Source organism: Gordonia sp. YY1, assembly GCF_009872315.1.
Taxonomy (GTDB): domain Bacteria; phylum Actinomycetota; class Actinomycetes; order Mycobacteriales; family Mycobacteriaceae; genus Gordonia; species Gordonia amicalis.
This window is the reverse complement of record NZ_WXYI01000001.1, coordinates 453,410-476,060: the sequence shown is the minus strand read 5'-3', so window position 1 is coordinate 476,060 and position 22,651 is coordinate 453,410. Positions and strand designations below refer to the sequence as shown.

The 22,651-nt window shown below is 66.8% G+C and carries 16 protein-coding genes, 2 tRNA genes and 2 pseudogenes; 13 read left to right on the top strand and 7 right to left on the bottom strand.

All coding sequences use genetic code 11. The annotated features are described in order from the left end of the window. The first annotated feature begins 194 nt into the window (after window positions 1-194). The 9 genes from dnaA to BPODLACK_RS02135 all read left to right on the top strand — a co-directional run bounded on the left by dnaA (window position 195) and on the right by BPODLACK_RS02135 (window position 11,631). Entirely contained in the window at window positions 195-1,730 is a 1,536-nt protein-coding gene (gene dnaA / locus BPODLACK_RS02175) for a chromosomal replication initiator protein DnaA (protein WP_159404613.1), read from the top strand. A 667-nt stretch (window positions 1,731-2,397) separates the two neighbouring features. After that, window positions 2,398-3,567: a DNA polymerase III subunit beta gene (gene dnaN / locus BPODLACK_RS02170; RefSeq protein WP_006437505.1), complete on the top strand. Its 1,170-nt coding sequence runs from the start codon at window positions 2,398-2,400 to the stop codon at window positions 3,565-3,567. 37 nt (window positions 3,568-3,604) lie between these two features. Next, window positions 3,605-4,819, top strand: coding sequence for a DNA replication/repair protein RecF (gene recF / locus BPODLACK_RS02165; protein ID WP_159404612.1), 1,215 nt, complete (start codon window positions 3,605-3,607; stop codon window positions 4,817-4,819). Beyond that, window positions 4,812-5,399, top strand: a complete 588-nt coding sequence (locus tag BPODLACK_RS02160) for a DUF721 family protein (protein ID WP_159404611.1) — start codon at window positions 4,812-4,814, stop codon at window positions 5,397-5,399. The genes recF and BPODLACK_RS02160 overlap by 8 nt, the downstream gene beginning before the upstream one ends. 344 nt (window positions 5,400-5,743) lie before the next feature. Further along, a complete protein-coding gene (gene gyrB, locus BPODLACK_RS02155) occupies window positions 5,744-7,810 on the top strand; it encodes a DNA topoisomerase (ATP-hydrolyzing) subunit B (RefSeq protein ID WP_024497929.1) in 2,067 nt (688 codons plus the stop codon). A 44-nt stretch (window positions 7,811-7,854) separates the two neighbouring features. Next, entirely contained in the window at window positions 7,855-10,344 is a 2,490-nt protein-coding gene (gyrA, locus tag BPODLACK_RS02150; protein ID WP_024497928.1) for a DNA gyrase subunit A, read from the top strand. Window positions 10,345-10,447: 103 nt separating this feature from the next. Continuing rightward, window positions 10,448-11,353, top strand: coding sequence for a DUF3566 domain-containing protein (locus tag BPODLACK_RS02145; RefSeq protein WP_159404610.1), 906 nt, complete (start codon window positions 10,448-10,450; stop codon window positions 11,351-11,353). A 67-nt stretch (window positions 11,354-11,420) separates the two neighbouring features. Next, window positions 11,421-11,494: transfer RNA gene (locus BPODLACK_RS02140), tRNA-Ile, on the top strand. Window positions 11,495-11,555: 61 nt separating this feature from the next. Beyond that, window positions 11,556-11,631: transfer RNA gene (locus tag BPODLACK_RS02135), tRNA-Ala, on the top strand. Between the two features lie 74 nt (window positions 11,632-11,705). On the opposite strand, the gene BPODLACK_RS02130 is transcribed toward BPODLACK_RS02135, so the two are convergent. Further along, window positions 11,706-12,272 carry a dihydrofolate reductase family protein gene (locus BPODLACK_RS02130; protein WP_159404609.1) on the bottom strand — a complete coding sequence of 189 codons (567 nt, stop codon included), beginning with the start codon at window positions 12,270-12,272 and terminating at the stop codon, window positions 11,706-11,708. Between the two features lie 75 nt (window positions 12,273-12,347). Between BPODLACK_RS02130 and BPODLACK_RS02125 the strand changes: the two genes are divergently transcribed. Continuing rightward, entirely contained in the window at window positions 12,348-12,917 is a 570-nt protein-coding gene (locus BPODLACK_RS02125; RefSeq protein ID WP_159404608.1) for a TetR/AcrR family transcriptional regulator, read from the top strand. 6 nt (window positions 12,918-12,923) lie between these two features. Here the strand turns inward: BPODLACK_RS02125 and BPODLACK_RS02120 are convergent, their stop codons facing one another. The 5 genes and pseudogenes from BPODLACK_RS02120 to mrf form a co-directional block, all read right to left on the bottom strand. Further along, window positions 12,924-13,643, bottom strand: coding sequence for a type 1 glutamine amidotransferase domain-containing protein (locus BPODLACK_RS02120; protein ID WP_159404607.1), 720 nt, complete (start codon window positions 13,641-13,643; stop codon window positions 12,924-12,926). A gap of 36 nt (window positions 13,644-13,679) precedes the next feature. Continuing rightward, window positions 13,680-14,513 carry an SDR family NAD(P)-dependent oxidoreductase gene (locus BPODLACK_RS02115; RefSeq protein WP_159404606.1) on the bottom strand — a complete coding sequence of 278 codons (834 nt, stop codon included), beginning with the start codon at window positions 14,511-14,513 and terminating at the stop codon, window positions 13,680-13,682. Continuing rightward, on the bottom strand, window positions 14,503-14,751 hold the full coding sequence (locus tag BPODLACK_RS02110; protein WP_024497922.1) for a hypothetical protein: 249 nt from the start codon (window positions 14,749-14,751) through the stop codon (window positions 14,503-14,505). Before BPODLACK_RS02110 ends, BPODLACK_RS02115 begins: the two co-directional genes overlap by 11 nt. A 31-nt stretch (window positions 14,752-14,782) precedes the next feature. Continuing rightward, window positions 14,783-14,961, bottom strand: a pseudogene (rpmE, locus tag BPODLACK_RS02105) (50S ribosomal protein L31). After that, on the bottom strand, window positions 14,945-16,291 hold the full coding sequence (gene mrf, locus BPODLACK_RS02100) for a ribosome hibernation factor-recruiting GTPase MRF (protein ID WP_159404605.1): 1,347 nt from the start codon (window positions 16,289-16,291) through the stop codon (window positions 14,945-14,947). Before mrf ends, rpmE begins: the two are co-directional and overlap by 17 nt. Before the next feature lie 100 nt (window positions 16,292-16,391). Here mrf and rpmB point away from each other — a divergent pair, with 100 nt between their 5' ends. From rpmB to BPODLACK_RS02085, 3 genes and pseudogenes are all read left to right on the top strand, one after another. Beyond that, window positions 16,392-16,628 (top strand): 50S ribosomal protein L28, encoded by a 237-nt coding sequence (gene rpmB, locus BPODLACK_RS02095; RefSeq protein WP_159404604.1) that lies wholly within the window; start codon window positions 16,392-16,394, stop codon window positions 16,626-16,628. Beyond that, a complete protein-coding gene (gene rpmG, locus BPODLACK_RS02090) occupies window positions 16,628-16,792 on the top strand; it encodes a 50S ribosomal protein L33 (RefSeq protein ID WP_159404603.1) in 165 nt (54 codons plus the stop codon). Before rpmB ends, rpmG begins: the two co-directional genes overlap by 1 nt. Further along, window positions 16,788-16,892: pseudogene (locus tag BPODLACK_RS02085) on the top strand (30S ribosomal protein S14); the annotation flags it as partial. The gene rpmG and the pseudogene BPODLACK_RS02085, both read left to right, overlap by 5 nt. Before the next feature lie 184 nt (window positions 16,893-17,076). Here BPODLACK_RS02085 and BPODLACK_RS02080 read toward each other — a convergent pair. After that, the gene (locus BPODLACK_RS02080; RefSeq protein WP_159404602.1) at window positions 17,077-22,560 is read right to left on the bottom strand and encodes an ATP-binding protein; all 5,484 of its coding nucleotides are present in this window, start codon (window positions 22,558-22,560) and stop codon (window positions 17,077-17,079) included. Between the last annotated feature and the right edge of the window lie 91 nt (window positions 22,561-22,651).

Genomic DNA, 22,651 nt, shown 5'->3' with positions numbered 1-22,651 from the left:
CACAGCGTCGGCCGCGAACCCCTGCCGGACACCAGGATGTGTCCCTGGGAAACCGAGGTTACCGACCAAAGTCCCAAGTTCGTCATCACCGTTGTACACAGGTGTGGATAACTCTGTGGAGAGATGCGGTTGATGACGTGGGTGCCCCGGCCCTCGTCAACGCTGGTAGTTTTCCGGGTCAGGAGGCCAGCCCCGTGACTTCAGACCGCGACACATTCGGTGAGGTGTGGCAGCAGGTCGTCGCCGAACTCAACGACGACGAAGCCGCACGTGACCATGAACCACTGACACGCCAGCAGAAGGCGTGGCTGTCACTGGTTCGTCCCCTCACACTCACTGAGGGTTTCGCTCTTCTCACCGTGCCGACCGCTCTGGTCCAGGAGCAGATCGAGCGGAATCTGCGGGAGACCATCCGTTCGGTCCTGAGTCGTCACCTCAATGAGCCGGTCGATCTCGGTGTCCGCATCGCGACCCCGCGCAACGACGAACCCGTACCGGATCCGGCCGCTCCCGAACCCCGCGCGGTCAACGGCGCGGCGGTCGCGCCCGACTACTCCGCGGTGCCGGGTGCGGCCATCGGTGCCGGATTCCCGGCCACTCCCGGTACCGGACAGACACCGGGCGCCGACACCGGGAGGCCGTCGGGCGACTGGGCCTCGTACTTCGCCGAGCGGCCGACGACCACGCCGTCTCCCTCCGGCGCAAACCTGAACCCCAAGTACACCTTTGACACTTTCGTCATCGGTGCGTCGAACCGCTTCGCGCATGCGTCGGCGGTCGCGGTGTCCGAGGCCCCGGCCCGGGCGTACAACCCGCTGTTCATCTGGGGAGAGTCGGGGCTGGGCAAGACCCACCTGCTCCACGCGGCCGGGCACTACGCCCAGCGTCTGTTCCCCGGGATGCGCGTCAAGTACGTCTCGACCGAGGAATTCACCAACGACTTCATCAACTCGCTCCGCGACGACCGACGGGTGGCGTTCAAGCGTCGCTATCGCGACGTCGACGTCCTGCTCGTCGACGACATCCAGTTCCTGGTCGGTAAAGAAGGTATCCAGGAAGAGTTCTTCCACACCTTCAACACGCTCCACAACGCCAGCAAGCAGATTGTCATCTCGTCCGACCGTCCGCCGAAACAGCTTGCAACGCTTGAAGATCGGCTACGGACCCGGTTCGAGTGGGGGCTGATCACCGACGTTCAGCCGCCGGATCTGGAGACCCGTATCGCCATCCTGCGCAAGAAGGCGCAGATGGACAACATCGCCGTGCCCGACGACGTTCTCGAGCTCATCGCGTCGAAGATCGAACGCAACATCCGCGAACTCGAGGGTGCGCTGATCCGCGTGACGGCCTTCGCCTCGCTCAACGACGCCGCTCTCGACAAGTCCCTCGCGGACGTCGTTCTCCAGGCACTGCTGCCGAACTCGGGCACCCTCGAGGTCAGTGCCGCCAGCATCCTGGCGATCACCGCCGAGTACTTCGACGTCTCGCTCGAGGAACTGCGCGGCCCCGGCAAGACCCGGTCCATCGCCCAGGCACGTCAGATCTCGATGTACCTGTGCCGCGAGCTGACCGACCTGTCGTTGCCCAAGATCGGTGAGACCTTCGACCGGGACCACACGACCGTCATGTACGCCGAGCGCAAGATCCGCAAGGAGATGGCCGAGCGGCGCAAGGTCTATGACCACGTCCAGGAGCTCACCGCGCGTATCAAGCAGCGTGCGGTGGGCTGAGCGGGCTCCTTCTCTTCTCCGCTTTCCACGCGCCTCTCGTGCCCTCGGGCCCGGGAGGCGCGTTTCGTTTGTCGGCACATGCCGAGGACGGCCCGCGAGGGGTCTGTCGCCGGCTGCGTATCGAGGTCACCCCCGGCCGGTCGGAACCCCAACTCTGCTCCCCGGGTCGAGACTCGCGCGTCGTAGTTTCTGTGTTCTCCCGCACTCGACAGGCCATCACGAACGACAGATTTCGGCGTCCGAAGGCTGTGCACCGGCTTGGGATAACAGGGGCAGACTTGTGCACTGTCGGTGGACGCCGCGCGAACAACAAGTTTTCTCCACAAACTCTTGGGATTCGGCTCAACGACAGTCCACCGGTCATACACACCCCCGTACCCCGTCCGACTGGCCCGATGGCACGGTTGTCCACAGATTCCACAGTTCCTATTACTGAGATGGATCCCTCTCTAAAGAGAAATCTTTTGTAAGAAGGGCTGTGCACAACACCCATCCGCGGGCCGAGCGCCCCCGCCGTCGCGGACGGACTGACTTGGCCCCAACCATCCCGGCATCGGCGGTGGCGTTCTACAGTGGGATTCCCGGAAGTGGGACGTGATCGACCATGCCGCCGTTTCGGCTTCGGCATGCCGACGATCCGCACGAGAGAGAAGGGCAACCTCCCAGCATGAAGTTCCGTGTCGCACGTGACGAGTTCGCTGATTCCGTCGCCTGGGTCGCTCGAAGCCTGCCCTCTCGTCCGCCGGTACCGGTCCTGGGTTGCGTGGTGCTCAACGTCGGCGAGACCGGTCTGACCGTCTCCGGATTCGACTACGAGGTCTCGGCCCAGGAGAACCTGGGCGCCGAGGTCGCCGAGCCCGGCCAGGTGCTGGTGTCCGGTCGTCTGCTGGCCGACATCACCAAGGCGCTGCCCAACAAGCCCGTCGACGTGACCCTCGACGGTTCCCGCGTCGCGATCACCTGCGGTAGCGCCAAGTTCTCCCTGCCGACGATGCCGGTCGAGGACTACCCGCAGCTGCCCGACGTCCCGTCGATCACCGGCACCATCCCGTCGCAGCTGTTCGCCGAGGCGATCTCGCAGGTGGCCGTCGCGGCCGGCAAGGATGACACCCTGCCGATGCTGACCGGCGTGCGAGTGGAGATCGAGGGCAACTCCGTGGTCCTCGCGGCCACCGACCGTTTCCGCCTCGCGGTGCGCGAATTGCAGTGGGAGCCTTCGGACCCCGATACCAAGGGCGCGGTTCTCGTCCCGGCCAAGACGCTTTCGGAGAGTGCCAAGACCGCCGGCGCGGAGGGTACCGGCGTGGTCTCGCTGGCTTTCGGCGCCGGTGCCGCCATCGGATCCGACGGCATCCTGGGCATTCTGGGCGAGACCAAGAAGACCACCACGCGTCTGCTCGACGCAGAGTTCCCGAAGTTCCGTCAGCTGCTGCCCGCCAGCCACACCGCGGTGGCGACCATCGACAGCGCTCCGCTGATCGAGGCGATCCGCCGTGTCGCGTTGGTCGCCGAGCGGGGCGCCCAGGTCCGGATGGAGTTCACCGAGGGATCCGTGCTGCTCACCGCCGGTGGCGACGAAGCGGGCAAGGCCGAGGAAGAGTTGCCGGTGTCGTTCCGCGGCGAGCCGCTGACCATTGCGTTCAACCCGGGTTACCTGCAGGACGGGCTGTCGGCGATCAACGCCGACAGCGTCGACTTCGGTTTCACCACCCCGAGCCGTCCGGCGGTTCTGCGCCCGGCCAGCGGCGAGGATCCGGTCGCCGACGAATCCGGCGCCTTCGTGGCCCCCGAGAGCGCGTTCAGCTACCTGCTGATGCCGGTCCGCCTGCCGGGCTGACCCGCACCACGCACCCAGCCGATCACCGCAACCGACAGTGTTCGTTCGTGAGCTGCACCTGAGGGATTTCCGCTCGTGGCGGGCTGTGGACCTCGATCTGCGGCCCGGCCCGACGGTCTTCACCGGCCGGAACGGCTTCGGCAAGACCAACCTGCTCGAGGCGTTGTTCTACCTGGCGACCCTGCGGTCCCATCGGGTGAGTTCCGACGCCCCGCTGGTGCACTCCGGATCCGCGTCGGCTCTGGTCACCGCCACCGTCGAGAACGACGGCCGGGAACTGACGGTGGAGCTGCGCATCAACGCCGAAGGCGCCAACAAGGCGTCGATCAACCGCAGTCCGGCCCGTCGCTCCCGCGATCTGCTCGGGATCCTGCGCACCGTGCTGTTCGCCCCGGAAGATCTGTCGCTGGTCCGTGGGGATCCGAGCGATCGTCGACGCTTCATCGACGAACTCGTGGCGCAGCGCGGTCCCCGCTGGGTGGCCGCGCGTGCCGACTACGACCGGGTGCTGCGACAGCGGTCGGCACTGCTCAAGACGGCGGCCGCGGCCCTGCGTCGAGGCGGGGACCAGGCCGACTCGGTCATCAGCACCCTCGATGTCTGGGACGGCCAGCTCGCGGATCTCGGCGGTCAGGTGACCGCTGCACGGTTGCAGGTCCTGGCCGAACTGGAACCTCATTTCACCCGGTCCTACGCCTCGATCGCGCCGCATTCACGGCCGGCGACGCTGCGCTACCGGCCCGCCGGCGGGGTCGAGTTCGACACCGCCACGGCCGAGTCGATCAGTGAGGTCCTCGCCGCGCGACTGGGCGAACTGCGCGACAAAGAGATCGAGCGAGGTATGTGCCTGGTTGGACCACACCGCGACGACATCGACATCGTCCTCGGCGCTGATGTGGCGAAAGGCTTTGCCTCCCACGGTGAATCGTGGTCGTTGGCGCTGGCGTTGCGGCTCGGATCCGTCGAGTTGACGCGCGCCGAGGGCATCGAGCCGGTCATCATGCTCGACGACGTCTTCGCCGAACTCGACGTGAAGCGTCGGGAGAAGCTCGTGGAGTTCACCGCCGGCGCGGAGCAGTTGCTGATCACCGCCGCCGTCGCCGATGACATCCCGGCCGAGATCGGTGGTCGCCGCATCTTCGTCGACGTCCTCGACGACGAGGACGGTCGTCGCTCCACGATCGTCGGGGACGACACGGATGCGGTGACCGAGCGGGTCGAGGAACCGGTGAGTGGGGTCTCCGATGAGTGACGAAACACACTGGTCGCGTCCCGACGCGGCGGGGGAGCCGTCGAACCGGCCGATCGAGCCGGGCGAACTCGGCGGATACGAACGTGCCCGCAAGGCCCTCGAGGAGGCGCGCGCCGCGGCGCGGGCGGCCGGGAAGTCGGTGGGACGCGGTCGAGCGTCTCCGGTCCGCCGGACACCCAGGGGTGCGCAGAGCCGTAAGCGATGGTCGGGGTCGGGGCCGGACGCGCGGGATCCCCAACCGTTCGGTCGTCTCGTCGGCGGCCTGGCCAAGGACCGCGGCTGGCAGGAGAAGATCGGCGAGGGCACCCTGTTCGGGATGTGGGATACGATCGTGGGCGCCGACATCGCCGCACATGCGAAGCCGATTGAATTGCGGGACAACGTACTTCACGTGCAGGCCGAGTCCACCGCGTGGGCGACGCAGCTGCGGTACGTGCAGTCGCAGATCCTGGCGAAGATCGCGGCGGCGGTCGGCGACGGCGTGGTGAAGTCCCTGCGCATCAGCGGGCCCAAGGGGCCGTCGTGGCGAAAAGGCGAGCGACATGTGCGGGGGAGGGGCCCCCGTGACACCTACGGGTGAGCCGGGCCTAGCAGACTCGCCCGCACATTACTAGTCGATGCGCCCCGTGAGCCGATTTTCCTCCCCAGGCCACGATCGAACCGGGCTCTGTCCAAAATAATCGATCTGAGGGCCTGTTAGCGGCCCCGGATGCACGTTCCTGGGCAAGTCAGGCAGTACACTGTGAGGAGTTGTCCCGACAGGGGACCACAAACGGCAGATCGACCGTCGCCTTCAGGCAACCCGGGAAGTCCCGGGCATTCCTGTGTGCGCATCGCCCTGCCCGCCCCCTGGTCGAGAAGATCGACGACGGATACCGGGTACCTGGGATCCGCCGATGAGCAGAACAGGAGCGGACGCACCTCGTGGCCGACACCAACGACACCGGACCCAAGAAGAGCAAGAAGAAGCCGTCAGAGTACGGCGCCGACTCGATCAACATCCTCGAAGGTTTGGAAGCCGTCCGCAAACGGCCCGGCATGTACATCGGTTCCACCGGTGAACGCGGCCTGCACCATCTGATCTGGGAGGTCGTCGACAACTCGGTCGACGAGGCGATGGCCGGCTTCGCAAGCCGCGTCGACGTCACGCTCCTCGAGGACGGCGGCGTCCAGGTCGTCGACGACGGTCGTGGCATCCCGACCGGCATGCACCGGACCGGCGTTCCCACCGTCGAGGTCGTCATGACCCAGCTGCACGCCGGCGGCAAGTTCGACTCCGATGCCTACGCGGTGTCCGGTGGTCTGCACGGCGTCGGCATCTCGGTGGTCAACGCACTGTCGACCAAGGTCGAGCTCGAGATCGCGAACGACGGCTTCAACTGGGAGCAGACCTACTCCTACGCCAAGCCGGGTCCCCTGGAGAAGGGCGACGCCACCCGTAAGACCGGTACGACGGTGCGGTTCTGGCCGGACCCGGAGATCTTCACCGAGACCACCCGGTTCAACGCCGAGACCGTGGCGCGGCGTCTGCAGGAGATGGCCTTCCTCAACAAGGGTCTGACCATCACGCTGACCGACCAGCGACCCCAGGCCGTCGAGGCGCCGGGCGATGCCAACGGCGACGACGAGGCCGCCCCGACCACCGAGGTCGCCGAGACGGTCAAGACCGAGACCGAGAAGGCCGCGGCCGCGGCGAAGCCGAAGACGCGCACGTACCACTACCCGGACGGGCTCGTCGACTACATCAAGCACCTCAACCGCACCAAGCAGTCGATCCACACCACCGTCATCGGGTTCAACGCCAAGGGCGAGGGGCACGAGGTCGAGATCGCGATGCAGTGGAACGCCGGTTACTCGGAGTCGGTGCACACCTTCGCCAACACGATCAACACCCATGAGGGCGGCACACACGAAGAGGGCTTCCGTGCGGCGCTGACCAGCACGGTCAACAAGTACGCGCTCGAGAAGAAGCTGATCAAGGAGAAGGACGGCAAGCTCACCGGCGACGACATCCGCGAGGGTCTCGCCGCGGTGATCTCGGTGAAGGTCGCCGATCCGCAGTTCGAGGGCCAGACGAAGACCAAGCTCGGCAACACCGAGATCAAGGGCTTCGTCCAGCGCACCTGCAACGAGCACCTGGGTCACTGGTTCGAGGCGAATCCCGCCGAGGCCAAGATCATCATCAAGAAGGCCGCCGACTCCGCACAGGCCCGCATGGCGGCGCGTCGTGCACGAGAGATGGTGCGCCGCAAGACCGCAACCGACATCGGCGGCCTACCCGGCAAGCTCGCCGACTGCCGCAGCAACGACCCGACCAAGTGCGAGGTCTACATCGTGGAGGGCGACTCGGCCGGCGGTAGCGCCAAGTCCGGTCGCGATTCGATGTACCAGGCGATCCTCCCGCTGCGCGGCAAGATCATCAACGTCGAGAAGGCCCGTATCGATCGCGTCCTCAAGAACGCCGAGGTCCAGTCGATCATCACCGCCTTCGGCACCGGCATCCACGACGAATTCGACATCTCCAAGCTGCGCTATCACAAGATCGTGCTGATGGCCGACGCCGACGTGGACGGCCAGCACATCTCGACGCTGCTGCTGACGCTGCTGTTCCGTTTCATGCGTCCGCTCATCGAGCACGGTCACGTGTTCCTGGCGCAGCCGCCGCTGTACAAGCTCAAGTGGCAGAAGTCGGCTCCGGAGTTCGCCTACTCCGATCGCGAGCGCGACGGCCTGCTCGAGGCGGGCCGTGCGGCCGGAAAGAAGATCAACAGCGACGACGGCATCCAGCGCTACAAGGGTCTCGGCGAGATGAATGCCAAGGAACTGTGGGAGACCACCATGGATCCGGCGGTGCGCGTCCTCCGCCAGGTGACGCTCGACGACGCCGCTGCCGCCGACGAACTGTTCTCCATCCTCATGGGTGAGGACGTCGCCGCACGTCGAAGCTTCATCGCCCGTAACGCGAAAGACGTTCGTTTCCTTGATGTCTGATCACGGATCGATTGAGTTCGCAGTGATCGGAGAAAGAAACCACAATGACTGACACCACCCTGCCGCCCGCCGGCGGTGAAGGCGACCGCATCGAACCTGTCGATCTCGGCCAGGAGATGCAGAAGAGCTACATCGATTACGCGATGAGCGTGATCGTGGGCCGCGCGCTTCCCGAGGTGCGCGACGGCCTCAAGCCGGTGCATCGCCGACTGTTATACGCATCCTTCGACGCTGGTTTCCGACCCGACCGCAGCTACGTGAAGTCGGCGAAACCCGTTGCGGAGACGATGGGTAACTACCATCCCCACGGCGACACGGCGATCTATGACGCCCTGGTGCGTCTCGCTCAGCCGTGGTCGATGCGTTATCCGCTCATCGACGGACAGGGCAACTTCGGTTCCCGCGGCAACGACGGCGCGGCCGCCATGCGTTACACCGAGGCCCGCCTGACCCCGCTCGCCATGGAGATGCTGCGTGACATCGGCGAGGAGACAGTCGATTTCACGCCGAACTACGACGGCAAGACCAATGAGCCGACGGTCCTGCCCGCGCGGATCCCCAACCTGTTGATCAACGGATCCGGCGGTATCGCCGTCGGTATGGCCACCAATATGCCGCCGCATAACCTCAATGAGGTTGCCGACGCGGTGTTCTGGGCCCTGGAGAATCACGACGCCGACGACGAGACCACCCTCGCCGCCTGCATGGAATGCATCAAGGGACCCGATTTCCCCACGGCCGGACTGATTGTCGGCAGCCAGGGGATCAAGGACGCCTACACCACCGGCCGCGGCAGCATCCGCATGCGCAGCGTCGTCGACATCGAGGAGAACAAGGGCACCACCACGCTGGTGGTCACCGAGTTGCCCTACCAGGTCAACCCGGACAACCTCATCCAGTCGATCGCCGAGCAGGTCAACGAAGGAAAGCTCAAGGGCATCAGCCGGATCGAGGACCAGTCCTCGGACCGCGTCGGCATGCGCATCGTGGTCACGCTGCGTCGTGACGCGGTGGCCAAGGTGGTGCTGAACAACCTGTACAAGCACAGCCAGCTGCAGACCAGCTTCGGCGCCAACATGCTGTCCATCGTCGACGGGGTGCCGCGCACCCTGCGTCTCGACCAGATGATCCGCTACTACGTGGCGCATCAGATCGACGTCATCGTGCGGCGCACGCGGTACCGGTTGCGCAAGGCCGAGGAACGCGCACACATCCTGCGCGGTCTGGTGAAAGCCCTTGACGCGCTTGACGAAGTGATCGCCTTGATCCGCCGGTCGGCCAACACCGACACCGCGCGCACCGGCCTCATCGAGCTGCTCGACATCGACGAGATCCAGGCCGACGCCATCCTGGCGATGCAGCTGCGTCGCCTGTCGGCGTTGGAACGTCAGAAGATCGTCGACGAACTCGCCGAGATCGAGCTGGAGATCGCCGATTACAAGGACATCCTCGACAAGCCGGAGCGTCAGCGCGCCATCGTGCGTGACGAGCTCAAGGAGGTCGTGGAGAAGTACGGCGACGAGCGCCGCACCAAGATCATCGCCGCCGACGGTGATGTCAGCGACGAGGATCTGATCGCGCGTGAGGATGTCGTCGTCACGATCACCGAGACCGGCTACGCCAAGCGCACCAAGACCGACCTCTACCGCAGCCAGCGTCGCGGCGGCAAGGGCGTCCAGGGCGCGGGTCTCAAGCAGGACGACATCGTCAAGCACTTCTTCGTGTGCTCGACGCACGACTGGATCCTGTTCTTCACCACCAAGGGCCGGGTCTATCGGGCGAAGGCCTACGAGCTGCCCGAGGCCAACCGCACCGCACGCGGTCAGCACGTCGCCAACCTGCTGGCCTTCCAGCCGGAGGAACGCATCGCGCAGGTCATCCAGCTCAAGACCTACGAGGACGCGCCGTACCTGGTGCTCGCCACCCGCAACGGTCTGGTGAAGAAGTCCAAGCTCGTCGACTTCGACTCCAACCGCTCCGGCGGCATCGCCGCGATCAACCTGCGCGGTGAGGACGAACTGGTCGGCGCCCAGCTGTGCAGTGCCGACGACGATCTGCTGCTCGTGTCGCAGAAGGGTCAGTCGATCCGCTTCCACGCCGACGACGAGGCCTTGCGTCCGATGGGCCGGCAGACGTCGGGTGTCCAGGGCATGCGGTTCAACGCCGACGACACCCTGTTGTCGCTCAACGTGGTTCGCGAGGACACCTACCTGCTCGTCGCGACGTCGGGTGGTTACGCCAAGCGCACCGGTATGGACGATTACCCCGTCCAGGGCCGTGGCGGCAAGGGTGTGCTCACCATCGCCCACGACCGCCGGCGCGGTGAACTCATCGGCGCGCTCATCGTCGACGACGACTCGGAGCTGTACGCGATCACCTCGGGCGGCGGTGTCATCCGCACCGCGGCCAAGCAGGTCCGCAAGGCGGGACGCCAGACCAAGGGTGTGCGTCTTATGAACCTCGACGAGGGCACCACCGTCATCGCGATCGCCCGCAACGCCGACGAGCCGGAGGAGACGGACGCCTCGGAGTAGGCGTTAGGGTTGAGAACACGTGCAGCCGACCAGTCGGTGACGGTAGAAAGTGACCCGACGCGTCGATGTCCATCGGCAGTGACGCCAGAGTGAGGGATTGCCTGTGAGCACACCGAACGAGCCGAACCAGGAAAAGAACGGGCGCCCGTCCGGTCCCGGTTCGGGCACACCGACCGGTGGGCTGGTGCCGCCGTGGCAGCGTGGACCGGTCGAGGATTCGTCGGGCTCCGCGCCGACGGAGGCGTTCGGGCGTGAGGACGACTCGCGCCCGAACGCACAGGACAATCGCGACGGCCGGCCGCAGGAGAATCGGAGCGGCCCGCCGCAAGAGCACCGTGGCGGTCCGCCGCCGCGCGGCATCGTGACCAACAGCGGCACCGCCGCCGCCAGCATGAGCGGCCAGCAGGCTCCCGTCACCAAGCTCGACAGTCCACGGCGACCGGGTTCGGCCGTCGCGACCGACGAGCCCGGTTTCGTCGAGTCGCCGACGAGCACGATCGACCGGGAGAACCTGCCCGGACAGGATCTGCCCGATCTCGATCAGATCCACCACACGGCCGATCTGAAGCGTCCGCCGGAGGCGCCGCCGGCCGTTGCGCCGGCGAAGGTTCCTCCGCGGTCGGCTCCGCGTCAGGTCGGAGCCGGCACGGCTCTGCGCGCGGCGGTGCAACTGCGCCGGATCGATCCGTGGGCGACCTTCAAGATCGCCGCGGTGCTGTCGTTCGTCGGGTTCTTCATCTGGATGATCGCCATCGCCGTGCTGTACCTGATCTTCGACGGCATGGGTATCTGGGATCAGGTCAACAACAGCTTCGGAACGCTCGTGGCGGACGAATCGAGCTCCGCCGGGGATGTCATCGGAGCCGGCACCGTTTTCGGCGTGGCGGCCCTGCTGGGGGCCATCAACGCCATTCTGCTGACGGCCATCGCGACGGTCGGCAGCTACATCTACAACATCTGTGCCGACCTCGTCGGCGGCGCCGAGGTGACCCTCGCGGACCTCGACTGAGTCGAGCCCCTGACCAGCCGTTTTGGCTGGTCGGGGATCCGTCGGGTAACCTCACTTCTCGGTTCAAGGGCCTATAGCTCAGGCGGTTAGAGCGCTTCGCTGATAACGAAGAGGTCGGAGGTTCAAGTCCTCCTAGGCCCACTGCGACACCGAAGTTTTCGGACTTCCGATTCGCACCCGTCGACCCGTTCTCGGTCGGCACGGGGCCTTAGCTCAGTTGGTAGAGCGCTGCCTTTGCAAGGCAGATGTCAGGAGTTCGAATCTCCTAGGCTCCACCACTGAAAGAACCGCAACGCACCACCGGACCCCGGTGGTGCGTTTTGGTTTCGCGCACACGGAGAATGTGAGCGGGTCACGCGCGGACGTACTCCGTGAACGTCACCCCGGTCTCGAACTCCCGGCTGCTGACCCGTTCGAACCGACCCGGCGCATACGACCCCGGCGCGAACAACGGGGTGCCGTTGCCGAACAGCAGCGGTTGCCGCTTGAGCACCAGTCGGTCGATCTCGGCGGCCAACTGCGTCGCCAGGGATCCGCCGCCGCACAACCAGATGTCCTTGCCCTCCCGGGGCTTGAGTTCCCGCACCAGCTCGACGGGATCCCGGTCCGTGAATGTCACCCCGTCGACCGGTTGCATCGGGTGATGGGTGAACACGTACTGGTCGAGGTGCCGGTACGGACTCGGAGCTTCCGGCAGTCCGACGGCGTAGGTGTTGGCTCCCATGAGGACGGTGTCGAAGCCACCGCCGCTCTGGTCGATGCCGAGGGCCGATGCGTAGTCGGTGGGGATCGTGTCGGGGAAGCGCTCGTTGATGCCGGTCATGTGGTCGCCCTCGACGAGGAAGGCGTCGAACTGTCCGTCCGGTCCCGCGATGTACCCGTCGAGGCTCACCGCCACGTAGTACACGAGTTCTCGCATGCTCACTCCAATCACTTCAGGTGTAGTGGTTGGGAATGTACAACAGCTGTAGTGGTTCGCGCTATCGTTCTTGCCATGGTCCGAAACGACGAACGACGCCGCGCACTCGCCGACGCCGGACTGACGGTGCTCGCGACAGCGGGCGCACGGGGACTCACGCACCGTGCAGTGGATCGGGAGGCGGGCGTTCCGCAGGGCACGACGACGAACTACTTCCGGAACCGGGCAGCGCTCCTCCACGGGCTGGTCGAGCGCATCGGTGAGCGTCTCGCGCCCAGTGACGAATTCATTGCCGAGCGCGCCGGCCGGCCGCCGAGTCAGAAGCTCTTCGCCGAGTACCTGCGCAACATCGTCGAACGGCTTCTTGCAAATCGCGACGTGACGATCGCGCTGATCGAACTACGGCTCGAGGGCATTCGACGACCCGAGGTCGCCGAGATCATCGGCACGTGGCGTCGTACCGGGTTCGCCGGTGACGTGGCCTTCAACGAGCAGGCCGGCCTGCCCGGATCGGCGCGGGAGATCGCGCTCTTCCACTACGCGGTGGACGGGCTGATCCTCGATCAGCTCACCGGACCGCTCTTGCCCGACGAGCGCATCGACGACATCGTCGATGCGCTCGTCACGGGGCTGTTACCGGCCTGACCGGCGCTACGCCGACTCCTCCGCCATCTTCTTCACCCGCTGCACGACCTCGTGCGCCAGCTTCTCCGACGACGCCGGGTTCTGCCCGGTCAGCAGGTTGCCGTCGGCCTGGGTGTGCACGGTCCACGGCAGTCCGAGGGTGACCTTGAAGCCCTCGTGCGTGAGCCGGTCCTCGAGAAGCCAGGGTGCCTTGTCGGCCAACCCGGCCTGCTGCTCCTCGGCATTGCCGAAGCATGTGACGGTGCGGCCGGAGAAGACGTTCACGCCGTCCTCGCCCTTCGCGGCCAGCAGGACCGCGGGTCCGTGACAGACGATGCCGATCGTCTTCTTGGCCTGGTCGGCGGCGATGAGGAGCGCGCCGGCATCGGCGTCCACCGCGAGATCCTCCATCGGTCCGTGGCCGCCGGGCACGAATACGGCGTTGTAATCGGCGATCTTCACGTCGGACAGCGAGATGGGTTTCTGGAGTTCGGGAGCGGTCTCGACCACATTCCGGATCTCGTCGGCGCGTTCCGCGGAACCGACCGCGTCGGGACTGAGGCTGCCCTCGTCGACCGGTGGACGCACGCCGCCCGGCGTTGCGACGGTCACCGAGTAGCCGGCCTTGCGGAAGACCTCGAGGGGCGCCGCCGCCTCCTCGGCCCAGAATCCGGTCTTGTGACTCGATCCGTCGTTCAGCGTCCACGCATCGGCGCCGGTCATGACGAAGAGAATGTTGTGTGTCATCTTGCTCTCCTTCGGTTGGGATGACCCGTCAGCGGGTCAGGTGAGCCCGGTCAGTTCCGTCGACTTCTCCCACAGGCCGTCGATGAGCCTCTGGTCGTGTGCCTGACGGTTCTCGCGTCCGTTCGGCTTGTGGCGGCTGAAATAGACGCCGTTGACCGACGGATCCGCGCCGCGCTCGGCGAGTGCGATGAGTGGTGCTGCGCCCTGCTCCGGTGTGATGGTCACCAGCTTGGCAAGCGGGGATCGGTAGGCCAGGCCGACGAGTCGCGAATCCCGACCGAAACTGGTCGCCGCCGGACCGGGATGCACTGCGGCGGAATAGATCTTGTCATCTGTCCAGCGCTGCGCGATGCCGCGGGTGAACAGGATGTTCATCAGCTTCGCGGTGCCGTAGGTTCGTCCGCCTAATGCCCTGCGTCGCTCGAAGTCCAGGTCGTCGAGATCCACACTCCCGGCGAGATTGCCGACGCTCGAGGTGTTCAGGACCAGCGACGGACCGCCGGCGGCCAGTCGGTCGCGCAGCAGATTGGTCAGCAGGAACGGCGCGAGGTGATTGATCTGGAAGTTCGGCTCGTGTCCGTCTGCGGTCCGCATCGACGGCGAGAACGTCCCACCGGCGTTGTTCATCAGGACGTCGATGGAGTCAACGGTGCCGGCGATCTGAGTGGCCAGCTCACGCACCTCGGAGAGATCGGCGAAGTCGGCGGTGAACGGAGTCGCACCGGTTTCGGCGGCGATCGGCGCGAGTTTCCGTCGGGACCGTCCGACGATCACCAGATTCGTCGAGGGCCCGGCCAGCGCGCGGGCCGCGACGGCACCGATCCCGTCGCTGGCACCCGTCAGCACGATGGTGCGTCGTTCACTGGCCATCGGCAGTGCCCTCCGATCCGCCGACCGCATGATCCCTGCTCGAATCGGCATCGGCCGGCGCCGCGTCGTAGGTGGCCTTCTCCTCCGCGATGCGCTTGGTCTCACCGATCGGGGTGTCGTCGGCCGAGGGGAACACCGACCCCGGGCCGTCTCGTTCGCCGGGCTGCTCGGGCATGTCGGGGTCGGCCTTCAGGTCGGCTTCGGTGGTCGTCCAGTCGGGCTGCTCGTTGTCCGCCATCTCTCCACCATGCCTGAGGATCGGCGATACGTCACCGGTCCAGATGTGGATACCGGCGCCGGAACTTCTCGGCCCGCCCCGCGACGTCGGGGATGGTGGACACCCGGTGTAGAAGGGGTGCGAGTCGCTGGTGACGTCGATGACGATGAGCGGGTACACATTTCCGTCGGTCCACGTGGTCGTGGTCGCCGGGTCAGTTGTCGGATGGATCCCCGGTCATGGGACTGTCGGCCATCGGGACCACGATGTCGTCGACGTCGTCGCAGGGGTCTGCGTGGAACCGTCCGAAAGGATCGTCGAACGTTGACCAGAACTCCTGTCCGGCAGCGAATTCGACGTCGTTCACGCAGGCGTTGCGTAATGCCTCGGCGATGTCGTCCGGGACGCCGCGGTGGACGAGCACGACCAACGACGAATGGCGATCGCCGTGGTCGTCGTCCCAGCGCAGCGCGCCGAGTGCGCGCCGCTCAGGTGTGACCTGCCTGAGTTCGTCGTCGTCCATCGCGGCCAGCCAGCGTCCTCCGGGTGCGACGCGCAGACCGCCGCCGGCCGACTCCAGCCACAACGCCTCGTCGGATTGCGTGGCGAGCCACAGCCGCCCACGGGCGCAGACCACGCCGTCGAGAAGGGAATCGATCGCGTCGTGCAGGCGACCGGGATGGAGTGGCCGGTCGGCGGTGAACTCCATCCAGGTGACACCGCAATCAGGGTCGAGGGAGGGCTGATCGGCGAGGAGCGGGTCGTGTGGTCCGTCGATGCGCCCCCGGCGCGAGGATCGCGGGATCGCGGTGACCAGCTGCTCCATCAGCAGGGGACTGACCGGGCGTTCCGGCAGCTCGAACATCATCGGCGCCTGCGGTGCCAGCCGCTTGAGGACGGCCATGAGACGAGCGGATTCCCAGGCGTCCCGAGTGCTGGGATCCGTTCCGGCGACGACGAGGGCGTCCGCGAAGGCGACTTGACCGACCGCGACCTGTGCCAGTGTGCGCTCGTCGTCGGGCGGGACGGGCAATACTTCGCCGAGGATGCGGTCGCCCGTCGCGGAATCCAGCCAATCCTGTTCTGCCACAGCGGTGATCGTGGAATCGACCCGTACGTCCAGTGCTGCCGGTGCCGCCGGGATGCCGGACATGCCGTCGACGATGACGTGCTCGATGGACCAGGCCACCCGTTCGGGCTCCAGAATCGGGTCGAGCGTGAGCACGATGCGCCGCACCGACGATCGCCGATGAAGACGCCGAAGCAGGGGAAGCAGGTCCTCCCGCAGCGTGCACGACACACAGCCGTGGGCGAGTTCGATCACGGTGACCCCGTCGCGCCGCCGACCATCAGCCTCCCGCCAGCTCAGTGTTCGCACCACCCGGCCCTCGCCGACGTGTCGCAGATCGTGATGGACCTGCACCGTTCCGGCGTCGGCCTCCAGCGCGTCGCCGATCCGCGAGAGGACGGGCCGGTCGAGGCCGGTCACCAGGACGACTGGCGTCCGGATGTCGGCCGGCAGGTGGCGCACCTGACCGTCGGCGGCGTCGGGCTCGAACACGGCAACACTCCTGGCTATTGAGAATCATTTCCATTTACGTGAGGTCGACGGTACCGTGGCCGCGACACTAATGCCAATCATTGTCAATAAGGAGGACGTCATGTCTCGACGGTGCCAGGTCACCGGCCGTGAACCGCGCTTCGGCAAACAGGTCTCGCACTCCCATCGGCGTACGTCGCGTCGCTGGGACCCGAACATCCAGCGCAAGCGGTACTTCGTCCCCAGCGAGGGCCGGTACATCACCCTCCGGGTGAGTACGAAGGGGATCTCGACCATCGACAGGTACGGCATCGAGTCCGTGTTGCGCACGATGCGCGCACGAGGAGAGAAGATCTGATGGCGCGCAACGAGATCCGGCCCATCGTCAAGCTCCGGTCCACGGCCGGTACCGGATACACCTACGTGACCCGGAAGAACCGCCGCAACGACCCGGACCGCTTGGTGCTCCGCAAGTACGACCCGATCGCCCGCGCCCACGTCGATTTCAAGGAGGACCGGTAGAACGCGCGGATACATCGGGAAGGCCGGTCTCTCCCGTGTGCGGTTCCGCGAACTCGCTCATCGCGGAGAGTTGCCCGGTATCCACAAGTCCAGCTGGTGAACCACGACCTCAGGAGACACCCATGGCACGCAGAACACGCCGGGAGGACGAACGTCCCGCCCGCAAGAAGAACCAACTGATCACACGCCCACATACGACAATCGCCACCCCGGGCGGTTCGCTATCTACTGATAGCGATTCCGCCGGAGGTGGCGATTGTGCTGAGAGTTCAGGACTCCGAGGGTCAGGAACTCACGGCATGCGAGTCCGTCTTGCCCCACGCCGGGGAGTTCTCGATCGCCCCGATGATCCGCGGACGCAGCTCCTCGGCACCGATGACCGCGTCGACCGAACCGACCTCGACGGCCCGCTGGATGCTGTGCACCTTGTCGAACTCGGCGGCGATCTCGCTGATCTTCTCGGCACGAACGGACTGCAGGATGTCGGCGAGTTCCGCGTTCAGGCTCGAGCGATCGGTACCGGACGACTCGGCGACGCTCGCCTCGAGCTCGCGGACGCGAGGATCGGCGGCGACGCGCTTGGCGACCTCACCGGCGAACACGACCGCGGCCGCGGGCGCACCGCCGAGCACGGACGCGAACGAACCGTCGATGGCCAGCACGGTCATGTTCGGGTTCAGCGCCTTCGAGAACACCACGAACGCACCGCCGTGATAGCGCGAGATCACGCAGAACACGATCGGGCCGCGGAAGTTGACGATCGCCCGGCCGATCTCGGCGCCGTACTCGAGCTGCAGTTTGCGCATCGACTCCGGCGAACCGTCGAACCCCGACAGGTTCGCGAGAACGACGAGCGGACGGTTGCCGCTGGCCACGTTGATCGCGCGGGCCGCCTTCTTCGACGACTGCGGGAACAGCGTGCCCGCGGTGTACGTGTCGGGTCCGTCGGTCGGCTTGTAGCCACGACGCGCGACCTCACGCGACTCGATGCCCAGCATGCACACCGGGATGCCGCCCAGGTGGACGTCACACACGACGGCCGTCTCGGCGTCGGCCATGCCGGCCCAGCGTTCGAGGACGACGTGATCCTGGTCGGCGACGGCGCGCATCACGGTGCGGATGTCGAAGGGCTTCTTGCGATCCGGGTTGTGTTCCCGCGAGAAGACCTGACCCACCGTGGTGAAGTCGCTGCCGGCGAGCACGTGCGGGTAATCGGAGACGTCCCGGTCCGACGGATCGGTCGTGATCGCACGACGCGGGGTGCGCTCGCCCGGAAGCACGTAGGTGTGCTCGTAGTGGGACATCAGGACATCGCGTGCCGCACCGAGATTCGGTGCCCAGTACTGCGCCTGGCCGTTCGGGCCCATCACGCGGTCGTAACCACCGATGCCGAAGTTGTCCTCGGCCGAGACACCGCCGGAGAAGTCCAGCGACTGCTTGCCGGTGAGGACCATCGCCGAATCCGGGGTCATGACCAGGATGCCCTTGGTGTGCATGAGCATCGTCGCCTCGGCGTTCCAGTACGGCTGCGCACCGACATTGATGCCCGCCACGACGATGTTGATCTCGCCACCCGCCTGGGTGTACTCGACGACACGCTTCAGCGCGCGGGCGACCCAGTCCATGTTCTCGGTGCCGGAGTCCATCGAGATCCGGGCGCCCGAGGACAGCGCGTACCACTCGAGCGGCACCTGCATCTGTTCGGCGAGATCGAGTGCGGCGATGACCCGGCTGCACTCCGGTTCCGACAGCGCACCAAGCGATTTGGTGGGATCGCCGAGCAGGACCACGCGGGTGACGCCCTCGGGGAACTTCTCGGTCGGGGTGGTGACCAGACCGGCGACCATCGCCGCGGTGTTGCGGCCCTTGGGTCGGTCGACCGGGACGAGACGATGCTCGGCGTCGAGGTCGTATTCGGTGAATTCACCGAGGATCTCGGCCAACTCGTACGGATAGACGGTGTTGCGTGCCGCGGCGCGCTTGACCTTCTGTCGGTACTCGTCGACGGGCTCGATCGGGGTCTCGGACGGTTCCCCGACCTTGACGTCGAATTCGCCGGTCGCGGTGAGCGAGAAGTGAATCGACACCTTGGTGAGATCCCTGGTTTCGGGATTGCGCCGACGAGCGATCACCTGGACCTCTTCGAGGCCGATTCCCTGTGTGACACCGCGGATGTGACCGGCGATCATGTCGAGGATCGACGCGTCGTCGTCGATGGGCGGCCACACGTAGAGGACGATGCGGTTGGTGCTCGACGGACGGGCCGCTCCGCGCTGGGCGCGGCGGATCGAGTCCGCACACGAGGCGAGCGTCGCCTCCGCGGTGGGCAGCGTCAACAGACGTCCGCCGGGTTCGCGGACCGCCGTGAGGTCACGCACCTGAGCGAACGCGATGAGCCGTTCGTCGGACGGGTTCTCCCTTGCAACACAACGGAAGAGGTACACCTCTTCGTCGTCGGCCGAGGAGAGCCGGGTGAGGTCGAACTTGCGGAGGCGCTCCATCCGCATCCGCTGCGCGATGTGCGGGTGCAGACCGCGGATGAGTCGTTCCTCCGCCATGCCGGTCGCGGACGGCCGGAAGGTGACGTGGTGGTGCATCCGCGCATCGCCGCTGCCGGCCACGGTGATCGTGACGCGGTGGACCTGCGGGGGGAGTGAGGCGTTGGAGACGATCTCGTGCAGCGTCTCGGCCAGCACGTCGAAGTCGTTCGGCTGCTGCTCCCAGCTGAGATAGATGTCCGAGTCGACCGCAGCCGCGCCCCGGGCGAGTTTGCCGAGACCCTCCAGCACCGACGGCAGCGCCGCGAAACCGACGGCCGCGGACATCAGGCTGCCGCCCTCGCGGTCGGCGACGACGAAGGTCGTGCCGCCGGCCTCGTGGTTGCGGATGTCCGAGAGCCCCTTGTTGCCGTAGTAGCGGCGGGTCAGGACCTCGAGCATCACCCGGTTGTCGGTGCTACCCCGCTCGATGCGCTGGCCGAGGAGACGGACCAGCGGCTCGGTGCTGCGCACCATGTTGTCGATGCGCTCGTCGCGGTCCGCGGCGTTCGGGTTCTCGTCGAGGTAGCGGAGTTGCTTGCGCACGTTGCTGTAGACGCGGGCACGATCGCGGAGCAGCAGCGGCTGGCCGTACCACGCGTAGACGACGCCACGGGCGAGGTCGGCGATCGCGGGGTAGCGCATCTGGGTCGCGGCGATCAGGCGGTCGAGGGCGGGGCCCACGTCGTCGCGCAGCTCGTCGCGGGGCGTCGGCTCCTGCAGCCACTCACGCAGCAGGGTGCTGATGACGGTGACGGACCCGGTCGGGTTCTGCAGCGCCAGGAAGATGCGGAAGACCGCGGCCTCGAGCTCCGGGGTCCGGTCGAGCTCGGTGACCCCGTAGTGCCGCAGCGCCCGGCTGAGCTGATCGTGGAAGGCGGCGCGCAGGCCGTCCCGCTCCACGTCGAGGCTCTGCAGGTACGTGTGGAAGTTCTCGCGCGCACTGTGGACGTGCTCGACGCCGAGCTCGTCGCTGGACGGCCGGTTCTGGCTCAGCTCGGCGATGTCGGCGAACACGGTGATGAGTTCGAGCTCGTCGGCGAGCGGCCGGCGACCGCTGGCCATCGCGGCGCGCCGCACCGCGAGGTACTCGTCGAGGAGACGGGTGCGGTCGTGCGGGTCGACGTCGTAGCCGAGTAGCTGGGCGCGCAGGTCCTCCTGCGTACGGGTGGTGCGCTCGTCGGCCTCGACCTCGGGTTCGACGGGCAGCTCGATGTCGACGCCCGCGACTTCCTCCGGAGTTTCTTCGTCCTCGTCGGCGAGCGGTTCGAGCCGCAGCAGCGTCGCTCCGGTCTCCACCTGTGCGCCCACGGACACCGCACATTCCTTGAGACGTGAGCGGACCGGAGCGCGCAACACGGTCTCCATCTTCATGGCCTCCAGGACCAGCACCGGGGCGCCGGCCTCGACCTCGTCGCCGACCTGCAGCGGAGTGGCGACGACCAGCGCGGGTGCCGGCGAGCGGACGATGCCGCCCTCGTCGCGGCTGACGCGGTGGGTGATCCCGTCGACGTCGACGAGGTGGACGGGACCGTGGGTGTCGGTGACGAGCCGGAACCGTTCACGGTTGACCACGAGCTGGGCGGCATGGTCGTCGAAGCGCTCGAGCTCGACGTCGACGGTGCGGGTGTCGGTACCTGCCTCGATGCTCACACGGAAGCGATGCGCGCCGATCCGCGCGACGCGGACCCGGTAGGTGGCGCCGCGCAGCTTGAGGTCGAGCGGACGACCGCTGTCGTGCTGGACCTGCGGACGGCCGCCCGAGGCGGTCGACATCAGACGCTGCTGTTCGACCTGCTCCTGCTCCTCGTAGGCGTCGATCGCGGCGGCGATCAGTGCGATCGCCGAATGCTGGTTCGCGACCAGGCGGCCCTCGGCGCGGACGCGGTCGATCCAGCCGGTGTCGGCGCTGCCGTCGATCACCTCGGGCTGGTCGAGCAGCTCGAGCACGAAGGACTTGTTGGTGGCGCCACCGGCGATGATCACGCGGGTCTCGCGCATCGCCCGGCGCAGGCGGCCGAGCGCTTCGTCGCGGTCACGTCCGTAGGCGATGATCTTGGCGATCATCGAGTCGAAGTCGGCGGGGATGGTGTCGCCCTCGCTCACGCCGGTGTCGACGCGGATACCCGGGCCGGCCGGCAGTTCGAGGAGGTTGATGCGACCGGGGGCCGGTGCGAAGTCGCGGTCGGGATCCTCGGCGTTGAGGCGCGCCTCGATGGCGTGTCCGCGCTCGCGCGGCGGTTCGCCGTCGAGCTTGCCGCCGGACGCGACGTGCAGCTGGGCACGGACGAGGTCGAAGCCGTTGGTGATCTCGGTGATCGGGTGCTCGACCTGGAGTCGGGTGTTGACCTCGAGGAAGGCGAAGAGCTTCTCGCCGGGGTGGTACAGGAACTCGACGGTGGCGGCGCCGCGGTAGCCGACGGCGACGGCGAGCCGCTCGGCGGAGGCCTTGAGCTCGGCGACCTGCTCCTCGGAGAGGACGGGCGATGCCGATTCCTCGACGACCTTCTGGTTACGACGCTGGACCGAGCAGTCGCGGACGCCGAGCGCCCACGCGGTGCCCTGACCGTCGGCGATGACCTGGACCTCGACGTGGCGCGCACCGGTGACCAGGCGCTCCAGGAAGACGACGCCGCTGCCGAAGGCGCGGGCGGCCTCGTCGCGGGTGCGCTCGTAGGCGTCGCGCAGCTCGTCGTCGTTGTTGATGACGCGGATGCCGCGCCCGCCGCCGCCGGCGGTGGCCTTCAGCATCAGCGGGTAGCCGATGTCGGCGGCCGCGGTCAGGGCCTCGTCGATGGAGTCGACGGCACCGCGGCTCCACGGTGCGACCGGCACACCGACTTCCTCGGCGATCAGCTTCGCGCCGATCTTGTCGCCCAGCTTGCGCATCGCGTCGGGCGACGGACCGACGAAGGTGACGCCGATCCGCTCACAGAGTTCGGCGAACACCGGGTCCTCGGCGACGAAGCCCCAGCCGACCCACGCCGCGTCGGCGCCGGTCTCCAGCAGGGCGCGCTCGAGCACCTTCATGTTGAGGTACGGGCGCGACGCGGCGGGACCGAGGTCGTAGGCGATGTCGGCTTCGCGCACGAAGGTGGCGGCGGCGTCGACATCGGTGTGCAGCGCGATGACCTCGATCGGCTGCCCGGTCTCGGCGGACAGGCCACGGACGGCGTGGATGAGGCGCATTGCGGCCTCGCCACGGTTGACGATGGCGATTCGGGAGAACATCACCGACTCCTTCGGTTCGTCGTGCCGAGGGTGTTTTCGGCACACGCGAGGTGGTTCAACAGATCGATAGTTGCGGACCGAAGCCATTACG

Coding starts and splice junctions, on each gene's coding strand:
- BPODLACK_RS02120 (WP_159404607.1), bottom strand. CDS start 13,643: ATGACACACAACATTCTCTTCGTCATGACCGGCGCCGATGCGTGGACG.
- dnaN (WP_006437505.1), top strand. CDS start 2,398: ATGAAGTTCCGTGTCGCACGTGACGAGTTCGCTGATTCCGTCGCCTGG.
- rpmB (WP_159404604.1), top strand. CDS start 16,392: ATGTCTCGACGGTGCCAGGTCACCGGCCGTGAACCGCGCTTCGGCAAA.
- rpmG (WP_159404603.1), top strand. CDS start 16,628: ATGGCGCGCAACGAGATCCGGCCCATCGTCAAGCTCCGGTCCACGGCC.
- BPODLACK_RS02130 (WP_159404609.1), bottom strand. CDS start 12,272: ATGCGAGAACTCGTGTACTACGTGGCGGTGAGCCTCGACGGGTACATC.
- gyrA (WP_024497928.1), top strand. CDS start 7,855: ATGACTGACACCACCCTGCCGCCCGCCGGCGGTGAAGGCGACCGCATC.
- BPODLACK_RS02110 (WP_024497922.1), bottom strand. CDS start 14,751: ATGGCGGACAACGAGCAGCCCGACTGGACGACCACCGAAGCCGACCTG.
- BPODLACK_RS02125 (WP_159404608.1), top strand. CDS start 12,348: ATGGTCCGAAACGACGAACGACGCCGCGCACTCGCCGACGCCGGACTG.
- BPODLACK_RS02115 (WP_159404606.1), bottom strand. CDS start 14,513: ATGGCCAGTGAACGACGCACCATCGTGCTGACGGGTGCCAGCGACGGG.
- BPODLACK_RS02160 (WP_159404611.1), top strand. CDS start 4,812: ATGAGTGACGAAACACACTGGTCGCGTCCCGACGCGGCGGGGGAGCCG.
- BPODLACK_RS02080 (WP_159404602.1), bottom strand. CDS start 22,560: ATGTTCTCCCGAATCGCCATCGTCAACCGTGGCGAGGCCGCAATGCGC.